At 57.3% G+C, this 25777-nt stretch carries 22 protein-coding genes and 3 pseudogenes; 11 read left to right on the top strand and 14 right to left on the bottom strand.

Translation table 11 applies throughout. The annotated features are described in order from the left end of the window. Nucleotides 1-21 precede the first annotated feature (21 nt). Nucleotides 22-1377: a FliM/FliN family flagellar motor switch protein gene (locus B4968_RS08775; protein WP_083098273.1), complete on the top strand. Its 1356-nt coding sequence runs from the start codon at nt 22-24 to the stop codon at nt 1375-1377. A 247-nt stretch (nt 1378-1624) separates the two neighbouring features. Here the strand turns inward: B4968_RS08775 and B4968_RS08770 are convergent, their stop codons facing one another. The 4 genes and pseudogenes from B4968_RS08770 to B4968_RS08755 form a co-directional block, all read right to left on the bottom strand. Next, nucleotides 1625-2050 (bottom strand): protein tyrosine phosphatase family protein, encoded by a 426-nt coding sequence (locus B4968_RS08770; RefSeq protein ID WP_083098272.1) that lies wholly within the window; start codon nt 2048-2050, stop codon nt 1625-1627. A 9-nt stretch (nt 2051-2059) separates the two neighbouring features. Continuing rightward, nucleotides 2060-2494 (bottom strand): DUF6691 family protein, encoded by a 435-nt coding sequence (locus B4968_RS08765; protein ID WP_083098270.1) that lies wholly within the window; start codon nt 2492-2494, stop codon nt 2060-2062. Next, nucleotides 2494-2922, bottom strand: a pseudogene (locus tag B4968_RS08760) (YeeE/YedE family protein). The gene B4968_RS08765 and the pseudogene B4968_RS08760 overlap by 1 nt, the downstream one beginning before the upstream one ends. A 124-nt stretch (nt 2923-3046) precedes the next feature. Then, nucleotides 3047-3910 carry an MBL fold metallo-hydrolase gene (locus B4968_RS08755; protein WP_083098269.1) on the bottom strand — a complete coding sequence of 288 codons (864 nt, stop codon included), beginning with the start codon at nt 3908-3910 and terminating at the stop codon, nt 3047-3049. A 315-nt stretch (nt 3911-4225) separates the two neighbouring features. Here B4968_RS08755 and B4968_RS08750 point away from each other — a divergent pair, with 315 nt between their 5' ends. After that, nucleotides 4226-4459, top strand: coding sequence for a hypothetical protein (locus B4968_RS08750; RefSeq protein ID WP_083098267.1), 234 nt, complete (start codon nt 4226-4228; stop codon nt 4457-4459). Nucleotides 4460-4619: 160 nt separating this feature from the next. On the opposite strand, the pseudogene B4968_RS08745 reads toward B4968_RS08750, so the two are convergent. After that, nucleotides 4620-4839, bottom strand: a pseudogene (locus B4968_RS08745) (hypothetical protein). A 407-nt stretch (nt 4840-5246) separates the two neighbouring features. On the opposite strand from B4968_RS08745, the gene B4968_RS08740 reads away from it, so the two are divergent. Then, nucleotides 5247-5513 (top strand): DUF2312 domain-containing protein, encoded by a 267-nt coding sequence (locus tag B4968_RS08740; protein ID WP_083098423.1) that lies wholly within the window; start codon nt 5247-5249, stop codon nt 5511-5513. Between the two features lie 594 nt (nt 5514-6107). On the opposite strand, the gene B4968_RS08735 is transcribed toward B4968_RS08740, so the two are convergent. The 3 genes from B4968_RS08735 to B4968_RS08725 all read right to left on the bottom strand — a co-directional run bounded on the left by B4968_RS08735 (nt 6108) and on the right by B4968_RS08725 (nt 9504). Next, complete coding sequence (locus B4968_RS08735; RefSeq protein WP_083098266.1) at nt 6108-6797, bottom strand: response regulator; 690 nt, start codon at nt 6795-6797, stop codon at nt 6108-6110. Between the two features lie 306 nt (nt 6798-7103). Further along, nucleotides 7104-7850 carry a sensor histidine kinase gene (locus B4968_RS08730; RefSeq protein WP_161492561.1) on the bottom strand — a complete coding sequence of 249 codons (747 nt, stop codon included), beginning with the start codon at nt 7848-7850 and terminating at the stop codon, nt 7104-7106. A gap of 199 nt (nt 7851-8049) precedes the next feature. Continuing rightward, entirely contained in the window at nt 8050-9504 is a 1455-nt protein-coding gene (locus tag B4968_RS08725; protein WP_083098262.1) for an ABC transporter substrate-binding protein, read from the bottom strand. Nucleotides 9505-9624: 120 nt separating this feature from the next. Here B4968_RS08725 and B4968_RS08720 point away from each other — a divergent pair, with 120 nt between their 5' ends. The 4 genes from B4968_RS08720 to B4968_RS08705 all read left to right on the top strand — a co-directional run bounded on the left by B4968_RS08720 (nt 9625) and on the right by B4968_RS08705 (nt 14815). Then, the gene (locus B4968_RS08720) at nt 9625-11580 is read left to right on the top strand and encodes a sensor histidine kinase (protein WP_083098261.1); all 1956 of its coding nucleotides are present in this window, start codon (nt 9625-9627) and stop codon (nt 11578-11580) included. Between the two features lie 38 nt (nt 11581-11618). Continuing rightward, nucleotides 11619-12047: a response regulator gene (locus B4968_RS08715; protein WP_083098259.1), complete on the top strand. Its 429-nt coding sequence runs from the start codon at nt 11619-11621 to the stop codon at nt 12045-12047. A gap of 634 nt (nt 12048-12681) precedes the next feature. Beyond that, nucleotides 12682-13464, top strand: a complete 783-nt coding sequence (locus tag B4968_RS23015; protein WP_139792667.1) for a nidogen-like domain-containing protein — start codon at nt 12682-12684, stop codon at nt 13462-13464. Continuing rightward, nucleotides 13451-14815 carry a M10 family metallopeptidase C-terminal domain-containing protein gene (locus tag B4968_RS08705; RefSeq protein WP_241525648.1) on the top strand — a complete coding sequence of 455 codons (1365 nt, stop codon included), beginning with the start codon at nt 13451-13453 and terminating at the stop codon, nt 14813-14815. Before B4968_RS23015 ends, B4968_RS08705 begins: the two co-directional genes overlap by 14 nt. 188 nt (nt 14816-15003) lie before the next feature. On the opposite strand, the gene B4968_RS08700 is transcribed toward B4968_RS08705, so the two are convergent. From B4968_RS08700 to B4968_RS08690, 3 genes and pseudogenes are all read right to left on the bottom strand, one after another. Continuing rightward, nucleotides 15004-15408 carry a TetR family transcriptional regulator C-terminal domain-containing protein gene (locus B4968_RS08700; RefSeq protein ID WP_241525647.1) on the bottom strand — a complete coding sequence of 135 codons (405 nt, stop codon included), beginning with the start codon at nt 15406-15408 and terminating at the stop codon, nt 15004-15006. Between the two features lie 166 nt (nt 15409-15574). After that, entirely contained in the window at nt 15575-16675 is a 1101-nt protein-coding gene (locus B4968_RS08695) for a flavin monoamine oxidase family protein (RefSeq protein WP_083098254.1), read from the bottom strand. Continuing rightward, nucleotides 16675-17339, bottom strand: a pseudogene (locus B4968_RS08690) (cupin domain-containing protein). Before B4968_RS08690 ends, B4968_RS08695 begins: the two are co-directional and overlap by 1 nt. A 307-nt stretch (nt 17340-17646) precedes the next feature. On the opposite strand from B4968_RS08690, the gene glnE reads away from it, so the two are divergent. From glnE to B4968_RS08670, 4 genes are all read left to right on the top strand, one after another. Beyond that, a complete protein-coding gene (gene glnE / locus B4968_RS08685; RefSeq protein WP_083098253.1) occupies nt 17647-20445 on the top strand; it encodes a bifunctional [glutamate--ammonia ligase]-adenylyl-L-tyrosine phosphorylase/[glutamate--ammonia-ligase] adenylyltransferase in 2799 nt (932 codons plus the stop codon). Further along, nucleotides 20429-20701: a hypothetical protein gene (locus B4968_RS08680; protein WP_083098251.1), complete on the top strand. Its 273-nt coding sequence runs from the start codon at nt 20429-20431 to the stop codon at nt 20699-20701. The genes glnE and B4968_RS08680 overlap by 17 nt, the downstream gene beginning before the upstream one ends. Before the next feature lie 182 nt (nt 20702-20883). Next, the gene (locus B4968_RS08675; protein ID WP_083098421.1) at nt 20884-22098 is read left to right on the top strand and encodes an RSP_2647 family RNA methyltransferase; all 1215 of its coding nucleotides are present in this window, start codon (nt 20884-20886) and stop codon (nt 22096-22098) included. Between the two features lie 8 nt (nt 22099-22106). Next, nucleotides 22107-22667, top strand: a complete 561-nt coding sequence (locus tag B4968_RS08670) for an RSP_2648 family PIN domain-containing protein (protein ID WP_083098250.1) — start codon at nt 22107-22109, stop codon at nt 22665-22667. A gap of 13 nt (nt 22668-22680) precedes the next feature. Here B4968_RS08670 and B4968_RS08665 read toward each other — a convergent pair whose 3' ends face one another. The 3 genes from B4968_RS08665 to B4968_RS08655 form a co-directional block, all read right to left on the bottom strand. After that, entirely contained in the window at nt 22681-23676 is a 996-nt protein-coding gene (locus tag B4968_RS08665; protein ID WP_083098419.1) for an LLM class flavin-dependent oxidoreductase, read from the bottom strand. A 93-nt stretch (nt 23677-23769) separates the two neighbouring features. Beyond that, on the bottom strand, nt 23770-24456 hold the full coding sequence (locus B4968_RS08660; protein WP_083098248.1) for a M48 family metallopeptidase: 687 nt from the start codon (nt 24454-24456) through the stop codon (nt 23770-23772). A gap of 91 nt (nt 24457-24547) precedes the next feature. Then, nucleotides 24548-25777, bottom strand: coding sequence for a putative bifunctional diguanylate cyclase/phosphodiesterase (locus B4968_RS08655; protein WP_083098247.1), 1230 nt, complete (start codon nt 25775-25777; stop codon nt 24548-24550).

Here is a 25777-nt window from a genome sequence, read left to right as displayed (position 1 = left end):
AAACGTGCAGGTTGCTGACTGATGTCTGAAGCAAATATTGAGAAGGCCGGAGGCGGCGGGTCGGGTGCACTCGCGCGCAAACTTGCGGCGTCAAAGGATGGGGCTCCGGGCCTCAACGGATCCTTGACGCTCAAAGCTCTGCGTCGGTCTCTGGCACGTGCAGCCTCTGAGCAATGTGATTTGCCGCTGGCAGTGCTGGCAGCACGACAGTTCAACCGATCCCCCGAAGATTTGGTCGCCGCGCTTTCGGACAAGCACCTTCTGGTGGTTCTGGATGGGCCGGGTGGCCGCATTGGTGCGGCGACGATGGATGCAGCACTGGTGACAGCCCTGATCCAAAAACAGACCATCGGCCAAATCATGGGCAAAGCCCCCTCAGAGCGGCACTACACGCCGACTGATGCGGCAATGACGGCTGAGTTTCTGGAAAAGGCCTTTGGCAAGGTTGTCGCAATGCTGGCCGGGCATAAGGATCAGGCGATCTTTTCTGGCTATCGCTATGGCGCTCAGATTGAGGATGTGCGCTCGCTTGTTCTGGGTCTGGAAGCCGAGGATTACCGGCTGATCACGCTCAATGTTGACCTGGCAATTGGCGCCATGCAGGGCGTTCTGAACCTCATTCTGCCGGAACCCACCGCCGAAGAGCTTGGGTTGAGCGGCTCGCCTCCGGGCCCGTCTCTGGCGAGTGGCATGGGAGCGATGCGGGCCGAACTATCAGCGATTCTGTGCAAGGTGCGCGTGCCACTGAATGAGTTCTCAGCTCTCAAGGTCGGTGGAATTCTGCCGCTGGATCAGGCGTTTCTCTATGAGACGGACCTGATCAGTATGGGTGGGCAGGAAATAGCCAAGGGACGTTTGGGGCAACTGAATGGCTCACGCGCCGTGCGACTGAACGAAAGAAAGCACGACCAACAGCCGGACCTCATGGATATGAGCGATGGCTTTGCAGACGGTGTTGGTGGCGACGCCGCCCCTGCGTTGGCATTGATGGACGAACCCGCGCCGCTCTCGCTTGGTATTGCGGCGGAGGATCTGCAGGACCCGCTGGATGATGGCATGGGGTTTGGCGGGCCAGGCGCTCTTGATATGGGTGGCCTCGGCGGTGATCTCGATCCCGCAGGGTTGGGTGGCGGTCTGGATCCGGCAGGATTAGGCGGCGACCTGGGTGACTTTGGCGGCGGCCTTGGTGGCGATCTGGGCGGCGATCTTGGTGGCGATCTGGGCACGGATCTGGGGGCTGACCTTGGACTTGATGCCGCACCAATGGGGGATTTCCCTGGCTTAGGCGATGGTATGGACCAGTTTAACCCTGATGATGCTGCAGCTGAGATCTCGAAACTTGCAGGCCTCGAAGGTGATTCTGCACAGGGATTGTGACGAGACGCCTGGTAAGGCACTCTCATATTGACCACCCGCCTCTAGAAATTCCCGCAGCGGCCAGAGGGCTGGCTCCCTCTGATTGTTCAGTGCTGTCTTCGTGAGGAACTCCTCCTGGTTTTGACTGCACTCTGATTACACTATGACTGCGGCTGTCAGGCGCTCACGAAAAATCCCAGCCCTTTTGGGACTGGGATCTTTTTTGTCTAAAAAATCAAAAGGCTGCAGCAGGTCTTGCAGATCCCAATCAGGTGCCAGCGAGGGCCTCCAGCGTTGGGCGCAATCCGTCAAGCGGATAGCCCGCAGCACTGGTTTTACCCAATATTTCGTCGGCGGTCATCTCGGTGGCAACCCCCAGAGACCAGATGACCGAACTGCGGGTGCCCGAAGCACAATAGGCCAGAACCGGACCGGAACTACCCTCGTAGAATGCGCGCTGCTTGGCGACATTGTCAGGAGTCATGGTCTGATGGGTCAGCGGCAGCTCGTGAAAGGTCAGCCCGGCGTCTTCGGCTGCGGCCCGAATAGCAGCGGCCTGATGGCTGGGGGGAACCTCAGCATCAGGGCGATTGCAGATCACCGTCTTGAAGCCAGCGGCAACAATGGCGGGCATGTCTTCAGCCGAGATTTGCGGCGAGACGGCGTAGCGGGGTGTAATCACTCGTGCATCCATGATCCGCTCTTAAACCCTTGCTGCCAGCCAGTCTAGTTGCCGTCCTGCTTTTGGTGCCACAAGCATGCCAAAAAGCATCGCGCCTACAAATATGAAACCGGCCACACCATTGTAGCTGAGAGAGGCCACCGCGGGTCCGGGGCACAGTCCAGCCAGCCCCCATCCCATGCCAAACAGAACAGAGCCGGCAATAAGGCGGTGATCCATCTCGGGGCGCGGTTCTGCAGGGAAGTCGCCGCCGACCAGTGGCCGCCGTCCCTTTGTCAGGCGCCAGGCCACAAACATCGGCACAAGGGCACCGCCCATCACAAAGGCAAGGGTCGGATCCCAGTTGCCAAAGACGTCCAGCCAGCCCTGCACCTTGGTGGTGTCGGTCATGCCCGAGACAAAAAGCCCGGCGCCAAACAATCCGCCCGAAAGCAGAGAAAGAAACAAACGCTGCATCAGATCACTCCCAGAATATGACGGAACAGAACGATGGTGAGGCCGCCTGCAAGGATGTAGAACACGGTGGCCACGATGCCGCGCAGGGACAGGCGCGAGATACCGCAGACGCCATGACCAGAGGTGCAGCCATTGGCTATTCTGGTGCCGAGGCCGACCAGGACCCCGGCGGCAATCAGAACGGCGACATTCGAGGTCGCATGGGTGTCAACTCCACCCTTGAAAAAGGGCAAGAGCAGGATCGGCACGACAATGACACCCGCCAGAAAAATCAGACGTTCCGCCGCATTGTGCCAGCCAGAGCCATCGACCAGCCCGCCAATGATGCCGCTGGCGCCCATGATGCGGCCATTTCCAGCAGGAAAACCGCGCCTCCCAGCCCGATGAGCCCACCACCGATGAGCCCCGCAGATCCAATCCATTTCCATTGTCGCGCGTCCTTGTCTTGTTGCTAGCTGTCGCTCCGGGCCCTGGCCCGAGAGCGACTAAGTTATTGAGTGAGCCTGTCAAATTTGCCTGTTGGCCTGAGCTGAGCCGACCAATCCGCAGGCGCTAGATTTTGTTCAACGGGATCTTGAGGAAGACATCGCCCTTTTCATCGGGGTCCGGCATCTGGCCTGCGCGCATATTGACCTGCAGGGAGGGCAGGATCAGGAGCGGCATCCCCAGGGTCGCATCACGCGCGTCTCGCATGCTGGTAAACTCTTCCAGCGGGCGGCCTTCGCCGATATGCACGTTGAGCGCCTTTTGCTCTCCAACCGTGGTTTCCCAGGCATAGTCATCGCGTCCGGGGGCCTTGTAGTCATGGCCGACAAAAATGCGGGTTTCCTCTGGCAGGGCGAGGATTTTCTGGATCGACCAGTAGAGATCCTCGGACGAGCCACCGGGAAAATCGCAGCGCGCGGTGCCAAAATCCGGCATAAACAAAGTGTCACCGACAAAGGCCGCATCGCCAATGACATAGGTGAGACAGGCAGGGGTATGGCCCGGCGTATGCATGACCTCACCGCGCAGCTGACCGATCATAAAGCTGTCACCCTCTTTGAACAGGGCGTCAAACTGGCTGCCATCACGCTGAAAGGCGGTGCCCTCATTGAAGACCTTGCCAAAGGTGTCCTGAACCAGGGTGATATTGGCACCGATGCCAATCTTGCCGCCCAGATGCTCCTGCAGATAGGGGGCTGCTGACAGGTGATCGGCGTGCACATGGCTTTCCAGGATCCAGGCGCAGTTTAACCCTTCGGCCTTGATCCATTCGATGATTGCATCTGCTGATGTCGTGTCAGTTCGTCCTGACGCATGGTCAAAATCCAGTACGGAATCGATAACGGCGCAGGCGGACCCATTGGGATCGCGCACAACATAGGACACCGTATTGGTGGCCTGGTCGAAAAAGGCTTTGACAGTGGGGTGCATTTCTTGGGCGCTCCTTTATCGTTTCGATTGATATATACAAATTTACGAATGTGTTTCAAGTGGCAGGGTTCAAATCCAGGCTAAAATTTTGGCCTCAGTGTTTTTAGCTGGTGTTGTGAGCTGTGGTTTTGACCTATCTTAAGGTGATCGGTTGGGCGGAGTATTATAGCCATCGCATCGGCGCAGGGTTGAGTTTTTACGGATTTTTCCACGATCCTGCGCTCCCAGACGGGGTATAAACAAGATGTATCTGTAAAAGAGGTGTTTTCGGCGGGTGCCGCTGGGAAGGGCCGAGCTCAGGGGAGGAGTATTCAGATGACCAGTAACGGACAGACGACCAGTCGCGAAGTCCTGCAACGCGCAGAGCAATTGGCGATCAAGATACGCAAGGGACGCGGCGAGTCGCGGCTTTCTTTGCGCCCCGAATTTTTTCGCTTGCTCAGTCATCTGCGCATTGAGGGTATCCCTGTGTCGCGCAGATTGCGACAGCTGGATGAAGAGCTTTGTGAGCAGGATCTCGAAAGCCAGTTTGACAATATGACAGTTTGACAACATGCGATTCTGTGGTCAGGACAGCTACGAATAGGCCAAGAGGATCATGGCGGGGCTTAAGGTCTTATTGCCAGAAACCCTGCTACGACTGATTGGAAGTTTGAGCGGGCGCGTCGTCGCCCGGCAGCGCGTTGCGACTGATGTCCGGGAGGTGAAATTAGCCGAGCAAAATACCGGTCATCACCAGCATCAAACCAATGACCGGAAAGAAACAGCGCACCCAGAATATAGGGCAATACCGACTGCACGACAGCACGCAGCGCCTCGTCGTCCAGCGATTTGCGTCGCGCTTTGATGACGTAGAGTATGCACCAGAACAGACCAATCCGACCTGCAACCGAGAGGGCGGCTCCGGCCCAGACAAGAATATCAAACATAGCAGGGCTCCTGTGAAAATTGCGCTGCTCTGCGCCTAGCGGATTGCGCTTGCAGGTACAAGTCGCACTGGCAGGGGCTGTCCAAAAGGACTGGCGGGGTCTTTCAGGGCTCAACAAGCCTGCCAGGTAAGGATCTTTGTGCGCTGGGGGGGCAAAGGCAGCGAACCAGTGGCCATCATCGAGATGGGCCAAAGGTCAGCGAGGCACCTGCTTTCGACATGGACTATTTTACGACAGGTGCTCAGTCTCTTGGCTCCAAAGCTTTTGGCTGCAAAGGGAGAGCCTAAAGGTGAGATATCGCGTGATGCTGTTTTCAAGTCTTGCGATGGCGCCACTCTGTCGCTATCCCCTTGCCCCAACCACTATCACATGACAGCAGTAAAATGCTCGTGCAGACGGAGCCGGATATGGATCTGACCGAAGACGAAAAAAGCGAAAATTACCGTGTAACAGCTGGCGAGTTGCGGCAGTTTATTGAGCGTTTCGAGCGCCTGGATACGGAAAAGAAAGACATCGCCGAGCAGCAAAAAGAGGTCATGGCCGAAGCGAAATCGCGTGGCTATGACACCTTGGTGATCCGCAAAGTGATTGCCCTGCGCAAGCGTGACAAGGATGATATCGCCGAAGAAGAGGCGGTTTTGGAAATGTACAAAGAAGCGCTTGGGATGGCGTGATTTTAGCTTAAGGCTTTGATTATATGTTTAAAAATTAGGGCGTTGTGCAGGGCTTGAATCTGTTGTGCAGCGCCCGATTTATGACGGAAAACATGTTGTTCGTGAGGCTGGCATCCACGACACATTTTCGGTCGTTGCTGGGGCTGAGGCCCAGCGGGCAAATGCCATGGGTGAGATGTTCGCAACTGCTGAAACAAGGCTGAAGCAGTTGCAATCCCTCTGCCAGCCCTTGAGGCTCCTACGCACATCGGCCATTGAACCTGCGGCCTTTCGTTCAGGCATGCGCCTTTGAGCCTGTCCCAAACGATTTTGGGGACGCCATTCTGCCGGGTAGGGCGTTCGGTGAGCACGTGGTCTAGGTCACGCATAGCGCGCTGGCCCGAAAAGGATGTATCAGCATCCAATACCAGGTCCTCTCATGGTTTGCTGTGCAAGCGAGCACCCGGAGACAAGGGGGGGCGGCCCCCCCCGTGACGAGAATGTCCTAACGTGCCTCCGTCCAGTCCAGAGAAAGCGTCCAGTCCCGAGAAAGTATCCAGCCCCGAGAAAGCATCACTCCGTCAAGCCATGGGAGCAAACCATGGGAGCAAATATCTAATGCTTTGTCTTATCAAGCCCTTCGCTATAGTGCTCAACCTCATCAAAAAAGCGCCAGATCATCAGGCAATGCTTTTCGATTTCATCGAGAGCTTCAGGCGAAGGCAAGAGTTTGTGCGCATGGCAGGAGCGGATAAACTCCGCTTGCTTAAACACACGGCGCAGACGTGGCTGCAGTTCCGTGACACAGCCTTTGGAAAAGGCGCCAATCACATTATTGGTGGCGCGCAGGACCTCTTCGCCAAACTCTTCCGAAGAAAAGCTTTCGGACAGGGATTTGTAAATGACGTCGCGCAGCTTCTCGACGGTCAGGCCATCTTTCCCCAGAAAGCTCGCACATCCGGCGCGCATCGATTCAACGATCGTCTCGGTGTTTTCTTGCCCAGAAATCATGATCATTGGTATGTGGCCAATGCCCTCCTGAAGCTTTGCCATTTCCAAAGCGTCCAGGCCGGTGGCTTCACCCAGATGGTGGTCAATCAAACAGACGTCGATGTAGCCCTGTTCCAGTTCTTTTTTGAACTCATCAATATTTGAACAAGAAACGACCTCGGTATTTGGCTCAAGCTTCGATATCAGCCTTTGCAATCTCGTCCTGTCGAACTCACTGTCGTCCAAGACAAGGACTCGCAGGCTCATTGGCGTACCAACACCTTTTTGTGTGGTAGTCACTTTTCCCATTTCCATTTACTCATCCCCATAACACTACAAAAACACTACGATCGGATACTCATTTGTAGCACTATATCCCTAATAACTGGTTTTGAGTGTATGAAAGGTATTTACTATTTGAGATTGGGTGTCTCAATTTTGTGTTTTTTGGATGATGATTTTCTACTTAAAGTATCGGGATGGCTGAATAAGTAAGGGTTTTGATTATCAGTTTCGGACGAATATTAGAAAATTTTAATAAGTAACTGTAAGCCCTGTGTTACTGGGCCGGTATTGCGCGGGGGGCTGGTTCTGTTTGTGGCTGCATTCGCCTATGGCAGATTATTGTGCGCTGTCGCTGTCGCTGTCATGTATTGGAAGGGAGACCCCAAACACAGAGCCGCGTTTTTCCGCAGGCGAGCTGTCGACCCAGATGTTTCCACCGTAGTGGTCGCAAATTTTCTTGCAAATTGATAATCCCAGGCCGCTGCCTTCAACCTGATCCCGTGACTTTAAGGTTTTCATCATTTCGAAAATCTTGTCCTGCCACTGTGGCTCTATTCCAGGGCCATCATCCGAAAACAGGATTTTCACAAACCCATCTTCAATATGAGAATTTATTTCCAGCCGACCGTGATCCTGATCACTGTGTTTGATCGGGTTCGAAATCAGACATTTGAAGAGGGCTGTAAGATCATGTTTGGACATACGCAGGGTGCAGGGCGACACATTGTTAATGATGTCCCATGTCTCCGGATAGGCAGTCTCCTCCAGTATCCAGCTCAGAACCTTGGAGGGATCCAATGTTGCAAGGCCTTGATAGCGGCCAACACGGGAGTATTCCAGGAAGCCCTGCATCATGTTTTCCAGGCGATTTGAGTGGCGGATGAGCAGACGCAGGTGGTTATTGATCTCTTCTGGCAGAACGATATTGGCATCGGACAGATCTTCAATAATCCATTGCGGTATATCCGAGATCGCACGCGTAGAGCCCCCCAAATCATGTGAGATATGGTACATGATTTTGTCGAATTCGGCCTGCAATTTTTCGGCCTGCAGGTTTTCAGTCTGTAATTTTTCGGTCTGCATCTGGGGGGTTGTCACTGCCATAGTCGGGGCTTAGAGAGCCATCCATCAATTTGTCTCGCCGCTTTGTTTTCTCACTGACCAGAGATTATGAGCCATTTGTGAACATCAGGTTATGTGGTTTGAGGGCGGGGCGCAGTGAACAGCGTTCACCCAGGTCTGGTTCAGCAAAAGTCCGCCGGTTAAGCAATAGTCCGCCGGTTCAGGAATAGTCCCTCAGCCGGTTGCGGACCGCCAGGGGATACTTGCCGCGCAGCTGCATCCACCGGTTCTGTTGCTTTTTCAGACCGGCCCGCGCCGAGATCAGCGACCAGCTTTCGCTGACACGTTTCAGCGCTTTCTCCGGAGATATCTCCCGGCGCAAGGCGCGGTTCAAGCCGTCGCTCAAGACCTGAAAGTACTCTCCCTGATGGGCAAGGTACAAATCCGGGATCGCGTTTTTCATACTGGTGGCATGCACATCCAGGAAGGCGTCAGAGTAGGTTTCGCGGATTTCGGCATCCTCATAGTGTTCTGGCCGGAAGGGATCAAAATATCCCTTTTGTTGCCGTACGGACCGTGTCGACATCTCTGAGCTGGAGGCAAAGAGCGCAAAAAGATAGGCGATTTCAGGCTCTTTTGAACGCGAGGTTACCACATAGTTCCAGCCCCAGTTGAAGTAGGGGGTCAGCAGCAGCTCGCCATCGACAATGCCACCCGGCGTCGGTCCAAAGGCCATCTTGCCGCGCATCTTTGAGGTGGGCCCATTGAGATACTTTTGGGTGCCGCCCCAGCCAATATTGCAGTAAACATTGCCCTCAGCGTAGCGTTTCCAATTGTCAAACAGCCCAAGAGTGGAGGCTTCGTGGCAGAGGTGCTCGGTGAACCGAATAAGATCCTCAAGCGCGGTGACACCGGCCTCGGCATCAATTTGGGGCACCAGAGTCTCGGACAGGGGCCAATAGCCTTTTGCATGAAACCGAACCCACCATTCCCAGGCGACATAGCCTGGGGTGCGAAACAGAACGCCACCGGCCAGGTCTTCATCGGGGCGGTTGAAAAATTTGATCTGTTGGTCCAGCTGCTCCCAGGTCTCGGGGATGTCCAGCGGGTAGCCAAAGGTGTCGGAAAACCGTTTTTGTTCGCCGTCATCCTTGAGCAGGTCCTGATGGTAAAACATCAGATAGGCATCGCCATCCGTCTGAAACCCGTAGGTTTGGCCATCAAAACTATCGCCTGTTGGATAGAGCACACCCTGTCTGAAATCGTCGGGTTCGTGTTTGTCTGCATAGTCTGAAAGAGGGATGATCGCGCCGGTTGACACAAGGTCAGGCCTGCCAAACGTCGCGGGAAGTGCGAGGTCATAACTGCCTGCATCGCTTAGGGTGTCCAGGGTGAGCTGAACGTTGATATTGTCCACCGGAGTTTCAACGGGCTTGACCAGAATGCCTGTCGCTGCTCTGAATGCTTCAATAGCGGGATTTACGTTGGCGCTGCTTCCTTGTGGCATTAAGAGGCCAAGCTCTACGTTGCGCCCGTCAGCCAAAGCAGCCGCAGCCTGTGCTGCGTACTCATGCAGGGCAGCTTGCGTGCGCGCAGAGGGCAAACGAGGCGCTGTCACAGCAAAGGCCGCTGAGGAGAGGCCAAGGAGTGTCCGTCGACGTGTCAAGTTTTTCATATGACTTCCTTGCACTGAAACGCCCGCTAATACAGATAGTTATGGGGTAATACACTTAACAGGGCATTAATAATTTTAAGTTTACATGTTGGGTGCATCAGGGGGCAACGGAAAATATTAATGCTTGGACTTTTATCAAAGTTAACGACGCGCTGGAGGACAAGTGTTGTCTTTAAGTTGAGCGTTGCGACCTCTGCCATAGTCCTTCTTGTTGCAATGCTGCAGTTAATTGTTGGAACCCAGATCATTCGACTGAACGGCGCTCAGGCGTCGATATTAACAGATTCGATACCACTGTTGGACAAGGCACAGAAATTTTCCAAGCTGACGGCACTGACAGTAAGTGAGACAAAGCTTTTGGAAGAGCACCTCACAAAGACTGAATTGGATAAGCTGCGCATCCGATATCTTAAGAATGACGCAGAGGCTCAGGTCATCTTTTTTGATATCCTTTCACTTGATAGAGATCGCTTGGATACCGCTCTGTTTCAGTACATCCGGGATGAATTCGTCGCGGCAAACGAGGCCCTGTTTCAAAATCAGTTTACACAACGCGACCTGGAGCGTGAGGTTCAGGAATACAGTGCCTACCTTTTAAGCCTGACGAGCAGTTTTGAGGATATTATTGACCAATTGCTCATTGTATCCTCAACCGAGGTATTGTCCCGGTCCGCTGACCTTGGTGCCACCAGCGGGTTGGTGCAAAAAGAGTTGGATATGTTTCTGGTTTTTGCGCGGGAAGTCGAAGTTCTGAACTCTTTGAAAAGTGGCGCGGTCGATTTTTCCAATATGATTCAGGGCCGCTTTGGTCAGTTAAGCCAACATGACGTAAGCGCTCTTGCCGACAGGTTGAATTTCCGACTGAAAAGCACCTCTCTCTCTTTGACCCTGCTGGGAAATTCCGAGGCACGTGCCAAACTGGCGCAACTGGCCTCGGAGCTGAGCAAAGGTTTATTTTCTGACCCGGGATATCTCTATTTTCTACGAGAGCTTCAGGCCTCTCGCGAGGATGTTGAGACGCTCAAGCGCCATAGGGATGCTACGGTGTCTGACATCGGGGACCAGGTTCAGCTCATTATGCAAGAGGCAACGGGGAGTTTTAGGGCAGATATTGCGCTGACATCCAGGCTGACGCAAAATATCAAGCTGATTGGCATTGCCACAACCGTTGTCGTTCTTGCGGTGCTGGTTTTGTTGAATGGTCAGGTCATTAATAAACAGATCAGCCAACGTTTCACCTTGCTGACCGAAGATGTCCTGAATTTCGCACGCGGCAACTACGCCCATGAAATTCGGGTCAGTGGCGAGGACGAACTGGGAGATATAGCCAATGCGCTCAACGTGTTCAAAGAGCAGGCCGCCGAGCTGGAACGCTCAAATGCCGAGCTGCAGCGTTTTGCCTATGTCGCCGCGCATGATCTGCGTTCTCCGTTAGATGCGATTCAGGATCTGGCGACCTGGACGCTTGAGGACGAGCGCGACGACCTTTCTGCGGCCTGTATTGCGAATTTGGAGTTGTTGATAAAACGCAGCGCGCGCTTGTCAGCCCTGCAGGCCGACCTTCTTACCTATGCGCAAGTGGGCCAAATCGACACAACCATCGGACCAATCTCGTTGAGCGAGGAGGTCAATAAAATGTCCGACATGCTGGACCCGGGCGGCGACTTCCAGATCACGCTGCTGAATGATCCTGGAACGGTCGTCACCTATAGTCTCCCCTTGCGGCAAATCCTGCTGAACCTTTTGACCAATGCGATCAAGCACCATGATCTGCCCACAGGTAAAATCGTGGTGACATTCTCTCGCAGTCCGGGTGTTCTGCGATTTGCGGTCGAAGACGACGGCCCCGGCATTGAGCCCCGGTTTCAAAAGCGAATTTTTGGATTGTTCAAAACCTTGAAGTCGCGGGACCGGGTCGAGGGCAGTGGCCTTGGCCTGGCTTTTGTGCTCAAGCTCACAAGCCGGTTGGGAGGCAAGATTGAGGTCGAATCTCATGCCCCTGAGCAGCGCGGAACCCGGTTTATTTTTGAGATTGCCGACTTGTGCGAAAATGATAAGGTCTCTGATGTAGCATAGATCAGTAACGTGTATATTGAGGCGAGGTTTTCGAAACTATGGACTTTGAACCGGTAAAGTTCCTGATCGTTGATGATGACGAAGTCAGCATCATGAAAATCAAGCGGGCGATCAAGAAAGCCAATCTGGGCAACCCCGTTTTTGTTGCTATGGATGGCATTGAAGCGCTTGAAATGTTGCGCGGAGACGCCGGCCAGGAGCGGATTACCCAGCCCTATATTGTGACCCTCGACATCAATATGCCGCGCATGGACGGGCATGAGTTTCTGAAAGAAATTCGAGAGGATCCAAATCTTCACAATGTGGTGGTCTTCGTTCTGACCACGTCTAACAGTGAAGCCGATATTCAGGCCGCATATGAAAAGAACGTCGCCGGCTATATTCTGAAGGAAAATTCAGAATACAGCTTGATCGAAAAGATCAACATGCTTGAGCGGTTCTCAAACCTCGTTGTTCTGCCGAAATAGTGTCCTGCCGCAATCCGCTGCTGCCGGGTGGGCATGTTCGGACTGCTCATGCTGCAATCTGGTGGCTTGCAGCCGACCTTTGGGAGGCGCAGTTCATGTGAAGGATGCGCTGCCACAGGAGCTGATGCCATGGGCTGCCATGGGCCTGCGCAACACGGCGGCCTCACCGTCAGTTACGCATCCTGTTGTTACCAGAGATATTTTGGTCCGCTGTCCGACGCTGCCTGATCTGCCTCACATCGCTCGTGAAAACATGGCCTGCGAAAGCAATGGCCTGTGAAAACAATGCCTGTGAAAAAGTTTGTTTCCTGCAAACAAAAGGGAATAGTATGACTGAAAGTGTCGAAATTTCTCCCGCCTGATCTATGTCAAAGAAAAAAATTCATCGCAAATTTAACATACAAGTATGGGGGTGGCTTGGTCGCAGGTTCGGGGACAGGAGCGCAGGGAAACAGTTGTTCAAAACTGCATCTGCCCCGGAACACATTCGATGCTTGCCTCAGCTGCCTTTGCCTCAGCTGCCTTTGCCTCAGCTGCCTTTGTCTCGGCGTCCTCTGGGCGTTCGGGAGGTCCGGTTTGAACACTGGACGAGGGCATTCACCAGCTTGATTACTGCTTGAAAGGGCCAAATCCAATGCCAGTACGTCAGACCTATGAATCCCTCCTCGTCAGCGGCACCGAAGGCTGGCACAACGGCAGCGGCACGATCACCTATTCCTTTCTGGGGACCGAGATGCCCAGCTACTACCGCGAGATAGATACGGATGGGGATGGGACCGATGATGCCTGGAATGTGGGCAGTGACACGGTGCCGTTTGACAGTGATTTCTCCATGACAGTCGAGCAGCGGGCAATGGCATCGCAGGCCATTCAGGCTTGGAATGAAGTTGCCAACGTCAACCTGCAGCACGGTACCATTGCGCGCGGCGGCACCGGCGATGGCACTGGCGACCAGGTCAGCGGCGATGGCACCCTGGTCAATGCGGGGGGGATCGCACTCTCCGTCAATGATGACGGATCCTCGCTGGTTGATATGTCGGCGGTCTTTGAAGATGGGCTGAACTTTTTTGGCGCCGAATATGATGCCAGTGAAATCTATGTGAACACCAATGGCAACATCACCTTTGGAACTGGTCTGAGCCAGTATACCCCCTCGGGCATCTCGGCTGGTAGCACGCCCCTTATTGCGGCGTTCTGGGCTGATGTGGACACCCGGGCGGGCGCCCCGATCTATGTCGATGTTGACGCCGAGGCCGATGTGGTCACGATCACCTGGGACAATGTTGGGTTTTTCAGCGAGCACGCGACGCCCAGCAATTCCTTCCAGATGCAGCTGTTTGACCGTGGGGAAGGCGATTTCGACATCGTTTTCCGCTACGAGGATATCAACTGGTCCTCGGGAGATGCCTCCAAATAGTGATGAGACGTTTGACGGAACCGGTCTGGGTGGTACCCCGGCCCGCGCGGGTTTCTCAGCCGGGAATGGCGCCGATTTCTTTGAGCTACCGCAATCGGGCAACGAAAGCGCCATTTTGGATTTGGAGAATACCACCGGGAATACCGGCGTAGACGGGCTCTGGGTCTTTGAAGTGCGCGGCGGCGCTGTTGTCGGCGATATCGCCTTTGGCAGCGCCGAGTTCGACGATGTCGATCTTTATGGCTTTGTCTCGAACTTCCCCAATCCGGATCACCTTGGCGATCGGCCTTCGCGGGCGGGTGACCTGTGGAGCAACCGCTCCAACGAGGACCAGTTCGTTCAGGATGTCGGCGAGAATGGCGGGCCGGTCTTTGGGCACACCAGCTGGAGCACCTATCTGCATGAGATGGGCCATGCGCTGGGGCTGCGTCAACCCAATGAAAGGCCCAACAATCCAAACACCAATGGCCAATATACGGTGATGTCCTATGTGCCGCACCCTGAAGAGGCTGATGACGCGCTGGTCGATCAGGCCTATTCGCTCACGCCGATGCTCTGGGATATTCAGGCGCTGCAGGATCTTTATGGCGCGAACACCGAAACCCGGACCACTGACACGGTCTATTTCGGAATTGGAGATGGTCTCGCAGACGAGTTCGAATATCAATATGCCACCAACACGGACAATGATCTTGGCATGCAGGTGCTGGGGGAGGACGGGGAATACCGGGATGTGATCCTGACCATCTGGGATGCCGGTGGCCACGATTTGATCGATGCCTCTGATCTGGAGACGTCCAGCCGCATTGATCTGCGTCCCGAACACTATTCTTCGATTGGGGAGATCGACGACAATGTCGCCGTGGCTGCGGCTGTGCGCGAAGGTGGAGAGGTGATCAACTTTATTGAGGATGCCTGGGGCGGCAGCGCCAATGACCGGTTGATCGGCAACAATGCAGACAACGCGCTGCATGGCAACGGTGGTCGCGACCGCCTGGACGGCGGCAAGGGCCACGATCTGTTGCTTGGTGGCGAAGGAAATGACAAACTGTTTGGCAATGGTGGCCATGACGTCCTGGATGGCGGCGCTGGCAATGACCGCTTGACCGGCAACCGTGGCGCTGATGACTTTGTCTTCTCCGAAGGCCGTGACTATGTATTTGGTTTTCGTGGCCAGGATCAGGTCGATTTGAGTGACGCCAGCGGCATTACTGACTTTTCCGATCTCATGCTCAACCACACCACTCAGGGCAGCAGAGGCGTGGTGATCGAGGATGATTTCGGCAACAGCATGCGCCTGACAGGGGTTGATCTCGAAACCCTGGAGGCTGGCGATTTCATTTTCTTATGATCGCGTCGTTTTGATGTTCTTGAGCGCAGCTTTGCAAAAGGCTGCGCTCATTTTTGTCTAGGCGCGCACCCTGTGAAAAGAGCTGCGCACAGAGTTGGCCGTCAAGTGACGCCAAAAGGAAGCGAGGCCAGCAGCGCCCCAATACTGAAACAGCCCGGCGAGGTGCATGTCCTTAAATGTGCATGTCTTTAACAGAGGCGGTCGCGAAAGGCCTGCGTGGCGATGTCGAACCGCGTCGGATCCCCTGTCATTCGTGCAGAAAGCTGCGCCCCCTCAACTAATGCCAGAGCTGCGGCGGCCTCGTGTCTGGGCGCGCCAAACCCCTTTGGCAGGCTTTGGTATGTCTGCGCCTGTTCAAACCGCAGCCTCAGCCAGTGCTCTACTGCGCGGCGATACTGGGTGATCTCGTGCCGGGTTTCAGGGGCCAGGCCGTCGCGGCTCACGATAAAGGCAATGCACAGACAAAGACTGCCCCCCTCCTGCAGCGCCGCCCGGTAAAGATCGACAAAGGCGCAAAGCTGTTGTTCGGGCCGCTCCATCGCCTCTACATAGCGCTCAAGCTGCAGCAGCACCTCAGTCGCGTACCGCGCCATGAGGGCGGTCAGAAGGTCGGATTTGGCTGGAAAATGGTAGTGAATGCTGGCTTTGCGGATCCCAACCTCTGCGCTCAGGTCGGAATAGCTGAAACCATCAATCCTTTGCGGCGGACCTGCTGCTCGGCGGCAAGCAGCAGTTTTTCTCTGGTGTCAGAGGCCACCATCAGATCAGCTCTTTCTTCATATCGGCGGCGGTCTGTTCGGCCGCCGCAAGCGCGCCTTCCAGATAGCCTCCCATTTCGGGGGCGACTTCGCTCACACACAGCGACAGCCGACCGCCCCATATGCTGTGCAGGGCCACTGGCAGGCCGTAGGCGGGATGCTGGTTGGGCGGGATCAGGTCGCGTGGGGTTGCGGTGTGCCTGTCCTGGGCCCAATCCTGCAAAACGGTTTTGATGGGATGCGCGGCCTGCGGCCCAAAAATGCGGCTCAGCTGTGCCAGCGCCGCGCGAGTAAGCTTCGCCTCTTGTCCCTGGCCCTGACGCGCCACAGCAGAGGTTCCGACAAAACCAAACAGCGCGGCAGGTGAGGCAGGCTCCGGCTTTTGTCCCGAGAGGGCACCGGGGGCTGATGCGTCGTGAATTTCAGCCAATGGACCACTGCGGCTCATGGCATCCCCGGATAAGCCAGCCTCGCGCCAAAACGCATCCTTATAGAGGGCGACAAATTTGGCATGTCCGCCCATCCAGGTTGGAATATTTTGCAAAGCTCGCAGCTGCTCTCGGCTCAGCGCAGGGGTAAAAGAAATCTCAGCCGCAAGGCGCGGGGGCAGGGCCAGGATAATCTTTCGGGCTTGCCAGCGCTGACCAGAACGAAACCGGATCTCACCGGGCTGCGTGATGGCCTGCACCTCGTGATCAAGGTGCAGTCTTTCTGAGGGCAGCTGCTCTGCCAGTCCCTTGATCAGGCTCCCCATGCCGCGCTTTAGTCGCCAGGAGCCCTGCATCGAGGCAAAGCCCATGTTGCGAAAAACCTCGCCGGTCTCGCTCTCATAGGACACCGCGCCCTTGGCATATTGATCAAACCTTTCCAGGCCGAGCGCCTCGGCAAGTGCGGCGATCCTGTGTTGACCGGGCCAAAACCACGCGGGGCCAAGGTCAAATGCAGCACCGTCGTGCTGCAAGGAGTGAATGCGGCCGCCAAAGCGACTGCGTGCCTCGAACAGCTGAAAGTCGCAGCCTTCGCGGGCCAGATTGCGGGCCAGATGGCGGGCCAGAGCCAAGCCGGACAGCCCGCCACCTATGATGGCAATATCCGTTTGCATCAGACTGCGGGTGGCTTGGCAAACGGCAGATGCCCGGTCTTCATCCAGAGGCGGGCGCCTTGGCACCGGCTGAGGCGGGCAGAGCCTCGCCTTCGGGCAAGCGCAGCCAGGACCCCTGCGCAAGCGTGTCGCCCGCGTCAGTAATGCCACCCAGGACCAGGATCTCAATGCCGCCGGGGGCCAAAACCTCAAACCGGGCGCCAGGATCGAGCTGGTGATAGCTTACCACTTCGCGGGCATCCCGGTGCAACTCGTGCGAGGCATGACCCTCACTTGTCGCGCTGAGATCTGCGGCCATGTCCTTGCGAAACTGGCGGCGGTCCTCCATGTCAAACTGCCAGAGTTTGACAAAGATGGTGCAACCCGCCTCAGAGCCCGGTGTATGGCTGGTTGTTGGCGGATTGCGCACATAGGTGCCTGCCGGGTAGTCGCCATGTTCGTCCTGAAACACGCCCTCCAACACGATAAATTCCTCACCGCCCGTATGGGTATGGGCAGAGAAATGGCTGCCAGGCGCGTAGCGCACAATGGAGGTGGCCCGGGCGACTTCGCCACCGATCCGGTCCAACATCCGGCGATCAACCCCGGCCATAGGAGAGGGGCGCCAAGGCTCATCTGCTGCGTGAACCAGAACGCGTTTGTTGAAATCTGCATTGATTTCCATTGCCTTGTCTCCAATTCTTAATCGTACGGCGCAGCCTTGGGGCACCATGATCAGGGATGCATTCTGTGGTGGGTCTCATTTTGTCTACCTACTGGTAGGTTGAAAATTGATTGACGTAAAGATCCCGCTGATCACAGTTTTGTGGCATCACCTTTGAACGCTGATCTGTTGGCGGCAACAGGCCTGCCCCTAAGCGGGCAAAACGGGCCTGTCTTTTCACCGGCTTTTCGCCGGGTTTTGCGCTTTCTTGTCGCTCTGGCAGCGATGCCGCATTGACGCGACAGCGGCAGCAGAACAGTGTCGGCGCATGACTGATCGCCTCAAAATATCCCGCCTTCCCCGCGCCTATGATCCAGCCCTAGGCGCAGAAACCCGTGAGCTGGTTCAAGGCCTGGATAAGGACTGCGCGCAGCTGATTGCAGGGGCCGCAGGATCCAGCCCCTATCTGCGGGGATTGATTACGCAGGAGGCGGACTGGATTGGGCCTGGCCTTGCGGCGCCCAGGGCGGCGTTGGCCGAGGTGTTTGACGCCTGTCGCGCCCTGGCACCGGATCAGATGAAGCCGGGTCTGCGTCAGGCCAAACGCAGAGTGGCGCTGTTGACGGCCCTTTGTGATCTGTCGGGCGGCTGGAGCCTGGAAGAGGTGACCACCGCCCTGACCAATTTTGGCGCACTCTGTGTTGATGTTGCTCTCAAGGCGGAAATAGCCACCTTGATCCGACGCAAAAAACTACCGGGCATGAGTGAGGCGGATGTGGAGACCGCGGGCGGGCTGTCGGTTCTGGCCATGGGCAAGATGGGGGCCTATGAGCTGAACTACAGTTCAGATATTGATCTCATTTGCCTGTTTGACGAGACCCGATACGAGCCGGATGTGTTTTTTGAAGCGCGTCAGGGCATGGTCCGCGCCACCCGCAATATGTGCGCCATCCTGAGCGATCGCACTGCCGATGGCTATGTCTTTCGCACGGATCTCCGGCTGCGCCCGGACCCGGCGGTGACGCCTGTCTGCCTCGCGATGGAGGCGGCGGAGCGCTATTACGAAAGCCTTGGGCGGACCTGGGAGCGGGCGGCCTATATCAAGGCACGCCCCTGCGCCGGGGATCTGGCTGCGGGTGAGGCCTTTCTGAAAACCCTGCGTCCCTTTGTTTGGCGCCGCCATCTTGACTTTGCCGCCATTCAGGACGCCCATGACATGCGCCTGCGTATTCGCGAGAACAAAGGCACCGGTGGGCTGGTAACCGTGCCGGGGCATGACATGAAGCTGGGGCGCGGCGGTATTCGCGAGATCGAGTTTTTCACCCAGACCCGTCAATTGATTGCGGGCGGGCGGGACGAGAGCCTGCGTCTGCGCGGCACGGTCGAAGGGCTCGAGGCCCTGGCAGCTAAAGACTGGATCCCGCAGGAGGTTGCCGCCAGCCTGAGCACGCATTACCGCGCGCACCGCGAGGTGGAGCACCGGATTCAGATGGTGCATGACGCGCAGACCCATAAGATGCCAAATTCGGCAGAAGGTATTGCGCGGGTTGCCTGCCTGATGGGGCAGGACCCGGCGGCGCTACAGGCTGAAATCCACCGCCGCCTGGTAGAGGTCCATGATTTGACCGAGGGCTTTTTTGCCCCTGATGTGGCCCCATCTGCAAGGCCGGATGTCCCCGAGGATCTTGACGAGGCCGTCATCGGGCGCTGGCCAACCTATCCTGCGTTGCGCTCACAGCGTGGCGCGCAGATCTTTGAACGCCTTAAACCGGAATTGCTGAGCCGCCTGGCGCGCACGGCAAAACCTGCCGAGTCTCTGCTGGCCTTGGATGGCTTTCTGGCGGGATTGCCCGCTGGTGTGCAGTTGTTTTCCCTGTTCGAGGCCAATCCGCAGCTGCTGGATCTGCTGGTGGATATTGTGGGAACCTCACATCCGCTGGCGACCTTCTTGTCGCGCAACTCGGGGGTCTTTGATGCTGTTATTGGCGGATCCTTCTTTGAGGACTGGCCCGGAGGTCTCGCCCTGACAGAGGAGCTAAAGGCGGTTCTGGCGCTGGAAGACGACTATGAGACCCAGCTTGATGCCGCCCGGCGCTGGTGCAAGGAATGGCATTTCCGTATCGGCGTGCATCACCTGCGCGGGCTGATTGATGGGAAAGCGGCCGGCGCGCAATATGCCGAGCTGGCAGAGGCGGTGATTGCTGCCCTGTTGCCGCGGGTTATTGGCCAGTTTCCCCTCAAACATGGCCCGCCCCCGGGCAGCGGCCCAATCGTCATCGCGATGGGCTCCCTTGGGGCCAACCAGATCAACGCCCAGTCTGACCTCGATATCATTGTGGTTTATGATCCGGAGGGGCTAGAGACGTCGGAAGGGCGCAAGCCGCTGGCGACACGCGCCTATTATGCGCGGCTGACCCAGGCGCTGATTACCGCGCTTTCGGCCCCAATGTCACAGGGGCGGCTCTACGAGGTGGATATGCGGCTGCGTCCCTCTGGCAATAAGGGACCTGTGGCCACCAGCTGGTCTGGCTTTACGCACTACCAGGAGAACGAGGCCTGGGTCTGGGAGCATCTGGCGCTGACGCGGGCCCGGGTCGTGGCTGGATCTGCTGATCTGATGGCGCGGTTCAATAGCTTCCGTAGGGGTGTTCTGGCGCAGGACCGGGCAAAAGACGCGGTGTTGGGCGAGGTCGCCAATATGCGACGCCGACTTGCTGCTGCCAAATCCCCAACGGGGGTGTGGGACGCCAAAACCGGCGCGGGCCGGATGATGGATATCGAACTGCTGTCGCAGGCCGGGGCCCTGTTGGCGGCAGCTGAGAGCCGCGACGTCGCTTGTGGGCTGCAACAGGCCGTCGCTTGCGACTGGCTGGATGCCGCAGATGCGCTGGTTTTGCAAAAGTCATACGCCCTATACTGGTCGGTGCAAACCGCCGCGCGGCTGGTGACGGGGGCGACGTTGGACCGGCAGGCTTTGGGCGAGGGGGGCGCACAGTTTTTGAGCCGCAGTGCTGGTTTTAATAGATTGGAAGACCTGGAGCAGGCTCTGGAGCGGGCGTATCAGGACTGTGCCGAAATTATATCGCGGACCTTAGGAAAGGGGAGCGCCCATGCAGAGCCTGACTGACCTCGACCATAAGCAGTTGATCCGTGAAGCCTACCGGATTGAGGGGATCACCGCGAGCCAATGCCGCAGCATTTTTCTGGACTGGGCGCTGAGCCTGCCGGTGGGGCAGGACAGTGGCGCGGCCATCGAACAGCTATTGGCGCATTACAGGGGGGAGGCGTCAGCTCACCCCATGACAGAGGTGCTTCAGCAGGGGCTGGCTGAAATGGAGCAACCACGCCGCCGTGGCGGCTGGCGCGCGCGGCCCAGAGACTAGCCGGAGATTGGCCAGAGACTAGCCGGAGACTAGCCGGAGACTGGCGAGCGCAGCATACGGGGGTGGGCCAGACCGCGTTGCAATGATTTCTTGCGGCACTGCAGTGGGCGCATGCCATGGGGCTGCATCACGCCGATCTGCGCCCCCTTTCCCTGTTGTCGGGATGGGTCTATGAGAGAGCTATGACAGCCACATCCTCCGCGCCCGAGCGCGCCCGCGTAAAACTCCTGCCCAAAGCCAATGCCCGTGCCCTGCGCCACGGCTTTCCCTGGGTCTATTCCAACGAGCTGGTCACCGACCGGCGTACCCGCAAGCTTGAGCCCGGCAGCCTGGCCGTTCTGCTGGATGAGGCCCAGACCCCGATGGGCACAGTGGCGGTCAACCCGACAAGCAAGATTATCTGCCGGATGCTGGATCGCAACCCCGATGCGGTGATTGACCAGGCCTGGTTCGCACAGCGTATCTCGCAGGCTTTGGCCATGCGCGCACAGCTCTATGATGCGCCCTTCTACCGTTTGGTGCACGCCGAAGCCGACGGGCTTCCTGGGGTGGTGATCGACCGTTTTGGCAGCACCTGCGTGGTGCAACCTAATGCGGCCTGGGCCGAGATGCATCTTGAGGCTCTGACGGCCGCCCTGGCAGAGGTCACGGGCTGCACCACCATCCTCAAGAATGCGTCGGGGCGCACCCGTGGCCTTGAAGGTCTGGACGACGTCAGCACCTGTTTGCTGGGGGAGGCACCTGTCGCGCCAGTTGCGGTCGAGATGAATGGCGCCACCTATATGGCAGATCTGATGGGCGGACAGAAAACCGGCCTGTTTTACGATCAGCGTGACAACCAGGCCTTTGCCGCACGTCTGGTGCCGCAGGGTGGTGAGGTTCTCGACGTCTTTTCCCATGTTGGCGGCTTTGGTCTGGCGATGCGTGCTGCCGGTGCTGGCTCTGTCACCTGTGTTGATGGCTCGGCCGCGGCACTGGCTTTGGCGGCACAGGGGGCCGAGGCTGCTGGTTTTGCTGACAGCTTTGCAGCGCTGCAAGGGGACGCCTTTGATCAGCTGGCCAATCTGGCTGAGGAAGGCCGCAGCTTTGATGTGGTGATCTGTGATCCACCCGCCTTTGCGCCTTCAAAACAATCCCTTGAGGCGGGTTTGCGCGCCTATGAACGGATTGCCAAGCTGGCAGCCCCTCTGGTGAAACCCGGTGGATACCTTGGCCTTTGCTCTTGTTCACATGCTGCGGATCTGTCTCGGTTCCGCAATGCCTCGGCACGGGGCATTGGTCGCGCCGGGCGCCGTGGGCAGCTGATCCATACGGGCTATGCCGGGGCGGATCATCCGCAATTGCCGCAGCTGGCCGAGAGCGGCTACCTCAAATCCGTGTTCTTCCGGCTGGATTGAGAGCCGCGATGAAGCTGCTGTTGGACACCTGTGTGCTCTACCCGACCGTGATGCGAGAAATGCTGATCGGTGCGGCAAAACACGGGTGTTTTACACCGCTGTGGTCGGCGCGTATCCTCGAGGAATGGCGCCGCGCCGCCCTCAAACTCGGACCCTTAGGCGCCGCCCAGGCCGAGAGCGATCTGGCCTTGCTCAAGGCCGCCTGGCCCGATGCCAGTGTGCCCCCTGCGCCGGGGGTTGAGGCCCGGCTCTGGCTGCCGGACCAAAACGATGTACACGTGCTGGCCAGTGCCATCAGCGGCCATGCCGATGCCATTGTCACCCTCAACAACAAGGACTTCCCCCGCAACACACTTGCTGAGGAGGGGCTTGAGCGGCTTGGCCCCGATCAGCTGCTGTATGATCTTTGGCTCAAAGACACCGCCGGGATCGAGGCGCTGGGCGCGCGGGTGCTGGCCGAGGCCAATCGGTTGTCTGGCGGTGGCTGGGAAATTCGCCCATTGCTGAAAAAGGCCCGCCTGCCGCGCCTTGCCAAAGCCCTGGCCGGGCTGAGCGGCGGACGGTCTTGAGAAGTCGGCGTTGTTAGATCGTCGCTAACGCCTCAGCCGCAATCTCAAACGAGCGCAGCCTTGCGCTGTGGTCATGGATCTGACCGGTGATGATCACCTCATCCGGTGCATAGCGCTCGACAATCTGGGCGAGTTCACGCCGGACCGTATCCGGACTGCCTGTGGCCGAGACCGACAGGGCCTCGTTGACACCAGACAGCACCGCAGCCGACAGGTGTTCGGTGATATCGTCTACCGGGCGCGGCAGTTTGCCGGGTTGTCCCAGGCGCAGCCGGGCAAAGGCCTGCTGCATCGTGGTGCGCAGCCGGATGCCTTCGGCGTCGCTGTCGGCGCCAAACACATTCACCGCGATCATGGCATGTGGACGATCCAGAAAGGCAGAGGGCCTAAAGGCGCGGCGATACAGCTCCAGCGCCTCTTCCAGTGCCTGCGGTGCAAAATGCGAGGCAAAGGCATAGGGCAGCCCCAGCTGCGCCGCCAGCTGTGCGCCATAAAGGCTGGAGCCGAGGATCCAGACCGGCACATTGGTGCCCTGACCGGGAAAGGCGCGCACCTTGGCCTCGGGATCCAGTGGCCCAAGAAAACCAATCAGATCAATCACATCCTGCGGGAAGCTGTCAGCTGCACCATGGCCAGAGGCCATGCCACGGCGCAGGGCATAGGCGGTCTGCATGTCGGTTCCCGGGGCGCGGCCCAACCCCAGATCAATGCGATCCCCGTAAAGGGAAGCCAGAGTGCCAAAGGCCTCGGCGACCATATAGGGCGCGTGATTGGGCAGCATAATGCCGCCAGCCCCGACCCGGATTGTTTTGGTCTGGCTGGCGATATGGCCAATCAGCACGGCGGTGGCCGCAGAGGCAATACCGGGCATATTGTGGTGCTCTGCCAGCCAGTAGCGCGCATAGCCCCAGCTTTCGGCCTGTTGCGCCAGATCCGTGCTGTTTTGGAAGGACTGCGGAATTTCACTGCCCTCGGGCACCGGGGCAAGGTCAAGAAGAGAGTAACGCATCAGGGGGTCCAATCAGGCTTCCAGTCACGGGAACTTGAGAATTGGGATCTTCGCGCGCCTTTGACAAGAGCTGCCTGAAAAAATGACGTGATGTCAGCTGTTTTTCCAACCGGCCTCAAGCCGTTCCAGCGCGGCGATGCGCTCGGCGGTTTTTGGGTGCGACATCAACCAGGCAGGCGCCATACCTGCACGCGACTGGGTCAGCGCCTCAAGCTTGAGAAACAGGCTCTTTTGTGGCTCAAGCCCGATGCCTGCCTTGGCCAGCAGGGCGGCGGCATATTCATCGGCCTCGTATTCGTCGCTGCGCGACAGACGGGCCGCGAGCAGATTGGCCAGCAGCCCGGCAATCCAGGGGCCGACAAAGGGCACATAGCGTCCGAGGATCATCATCAGCGCGGTGCGCAAGGCGTTCTGGCCAGAGAAATCAATCACGCGTTTCTTGGCATGTCCCAGCGCCACATGGCCCAGCTCATGGGCGATCACCGAGGCAAGCTCTGCCTCACTCACTTCGCCGCTTTGGTATTTGCGGTAAAAGCCACGGGTGATGAAAATGCGGCCATCCGGTGCAGCAAGCCCGTTGACCGGATCGACCTCGTATATAAACACCGGGATCCGCTCGATTTCCAGTGCGGCGGCCATGCGGTCGGTCAGGCGGCGCAGTTTGGCATCGGCCAGCTCGGTAGAGCGCGCATCGAGTTCACGATGCGTGCGCCAGACAGAAATCCGGTACATGACAAGGCCGTAAACCACAGCGAGGATAATAGGGGTCAAGCGTAGCATGCGCTAGATATGCGTGCGCAGCGAGGCCATGGCAAGGGGCATTGCCAAAAGCCGCCAGACCTCAGGCGGGAGCGAATGCTTTACGCTGCTTTTACCCGGCCTTTGGCATCTCGGCAGTTCCCTGTGTCGGGAGGGCTGTGTCACGCCGGTAGAGTTCAGACCATTTTGTTTCCAGCAACCAGTCGGTTTCTTCTGCCGTCATGGGTTTTGAAAACAAAAATCCCTGACCCAGCGGGCAGTCAACACCCTGTAAAAACGCAAGATCACTGGTGGACGCAATCCCTTCGGCCGTTACAGACAGATTAAGCCCCTGTGCCATCGCCAGAATTCCGGCAACGATTTTTTGATTTTCCGGGCTTTCGCTGATGTCGGAGACAAAGCTCTGGTCGATCTTGATCCGGTCAAAAGGCAGTTGGCGCAGGTTGGACAGCGAGGAAAACCCGGTGCCAAAATCATCAAGCGCCAGCGTGACCCCCAGTTGACGCAGCTCCCGGATGGATTTTTTGGCCAGCTCAAAGTCGAGCATGATGGCGCTTTCGGTGACTTCTATTTCCAGTCGGCGGGGGTCGAACCGGGTCTTGTTCAGCACGTCTTTCACTGTGCTGACCAGATGCGCATCGCGAAACTGGTTTGGCGGGAAGTTTACCGCCAGTTTGAGCGAGGCATCCCACTCGCGTGCGGCCAGGCAGGCGTTTGTGAGGATCGTCCAGCCCAAAGGCGCAATCAATCCAATGTCTTCCGCGATGGAAATGAAAATATCGGGAGAGATCATTCCACGGGTCTTGTGCTCCCATCGTGCCAGGGCCTCAAAGCCGCAGAGCTGATTGGTTGCGATGTCAAAAACCGGCTGGAAATGGGCGTCAATATCTCCATCGCGAACGGCCTGTCGCAGATCCTGTTCCAGAATGCGCCGCTCCTTGGCCGCGCTGTCAAGCTGCTCATCATACCAGGCAAAGGTTCCCCGGCCGTTCTTTTTGGCAAAATGCAGCGCCTGATCTGCGCAATGCAGCGCTGACGAGGGCTCCAGATCCTTCTCAAGGCAGGCCAGGCCAATGCTCGACCCGATGGAGAGCTTGATTTCATTGTAGATGAAAGGGGAGGCAACAGAGGCGGCAATCCGTCTCGCGACGCTTTCAGCCTTTTCTGCGCCGGTTCCGGGCGCCAGCGCGACTGCGATTTCATCGCCCCCCAGTCGCGCGACAAAATCACCGGCAGCCAGTTCCTTCTGCAGCCGTTTTGCGGTTTCGCTTAAAACAAAATCTCCGCAGGCGTGACCATGCAGGTCATTGATCGCTTTGAACCGGTCCAGGTCAACCATCAT

The sequence above is a fragment of the Pseudophaeobacter leonis genome (assembly GCF_002087335.1).
GTDB classification, from domain to species: Bacteria; Pseudomonadota; Alphaproteobacteria; order Rhodobacterales; family Rhodobacteraceae; genus Pseudophaeobacter; species Pseudophaeobacter leonis.
This window is presented reverse-complemented; position numbering and strand designations above follow the sequence as displayed.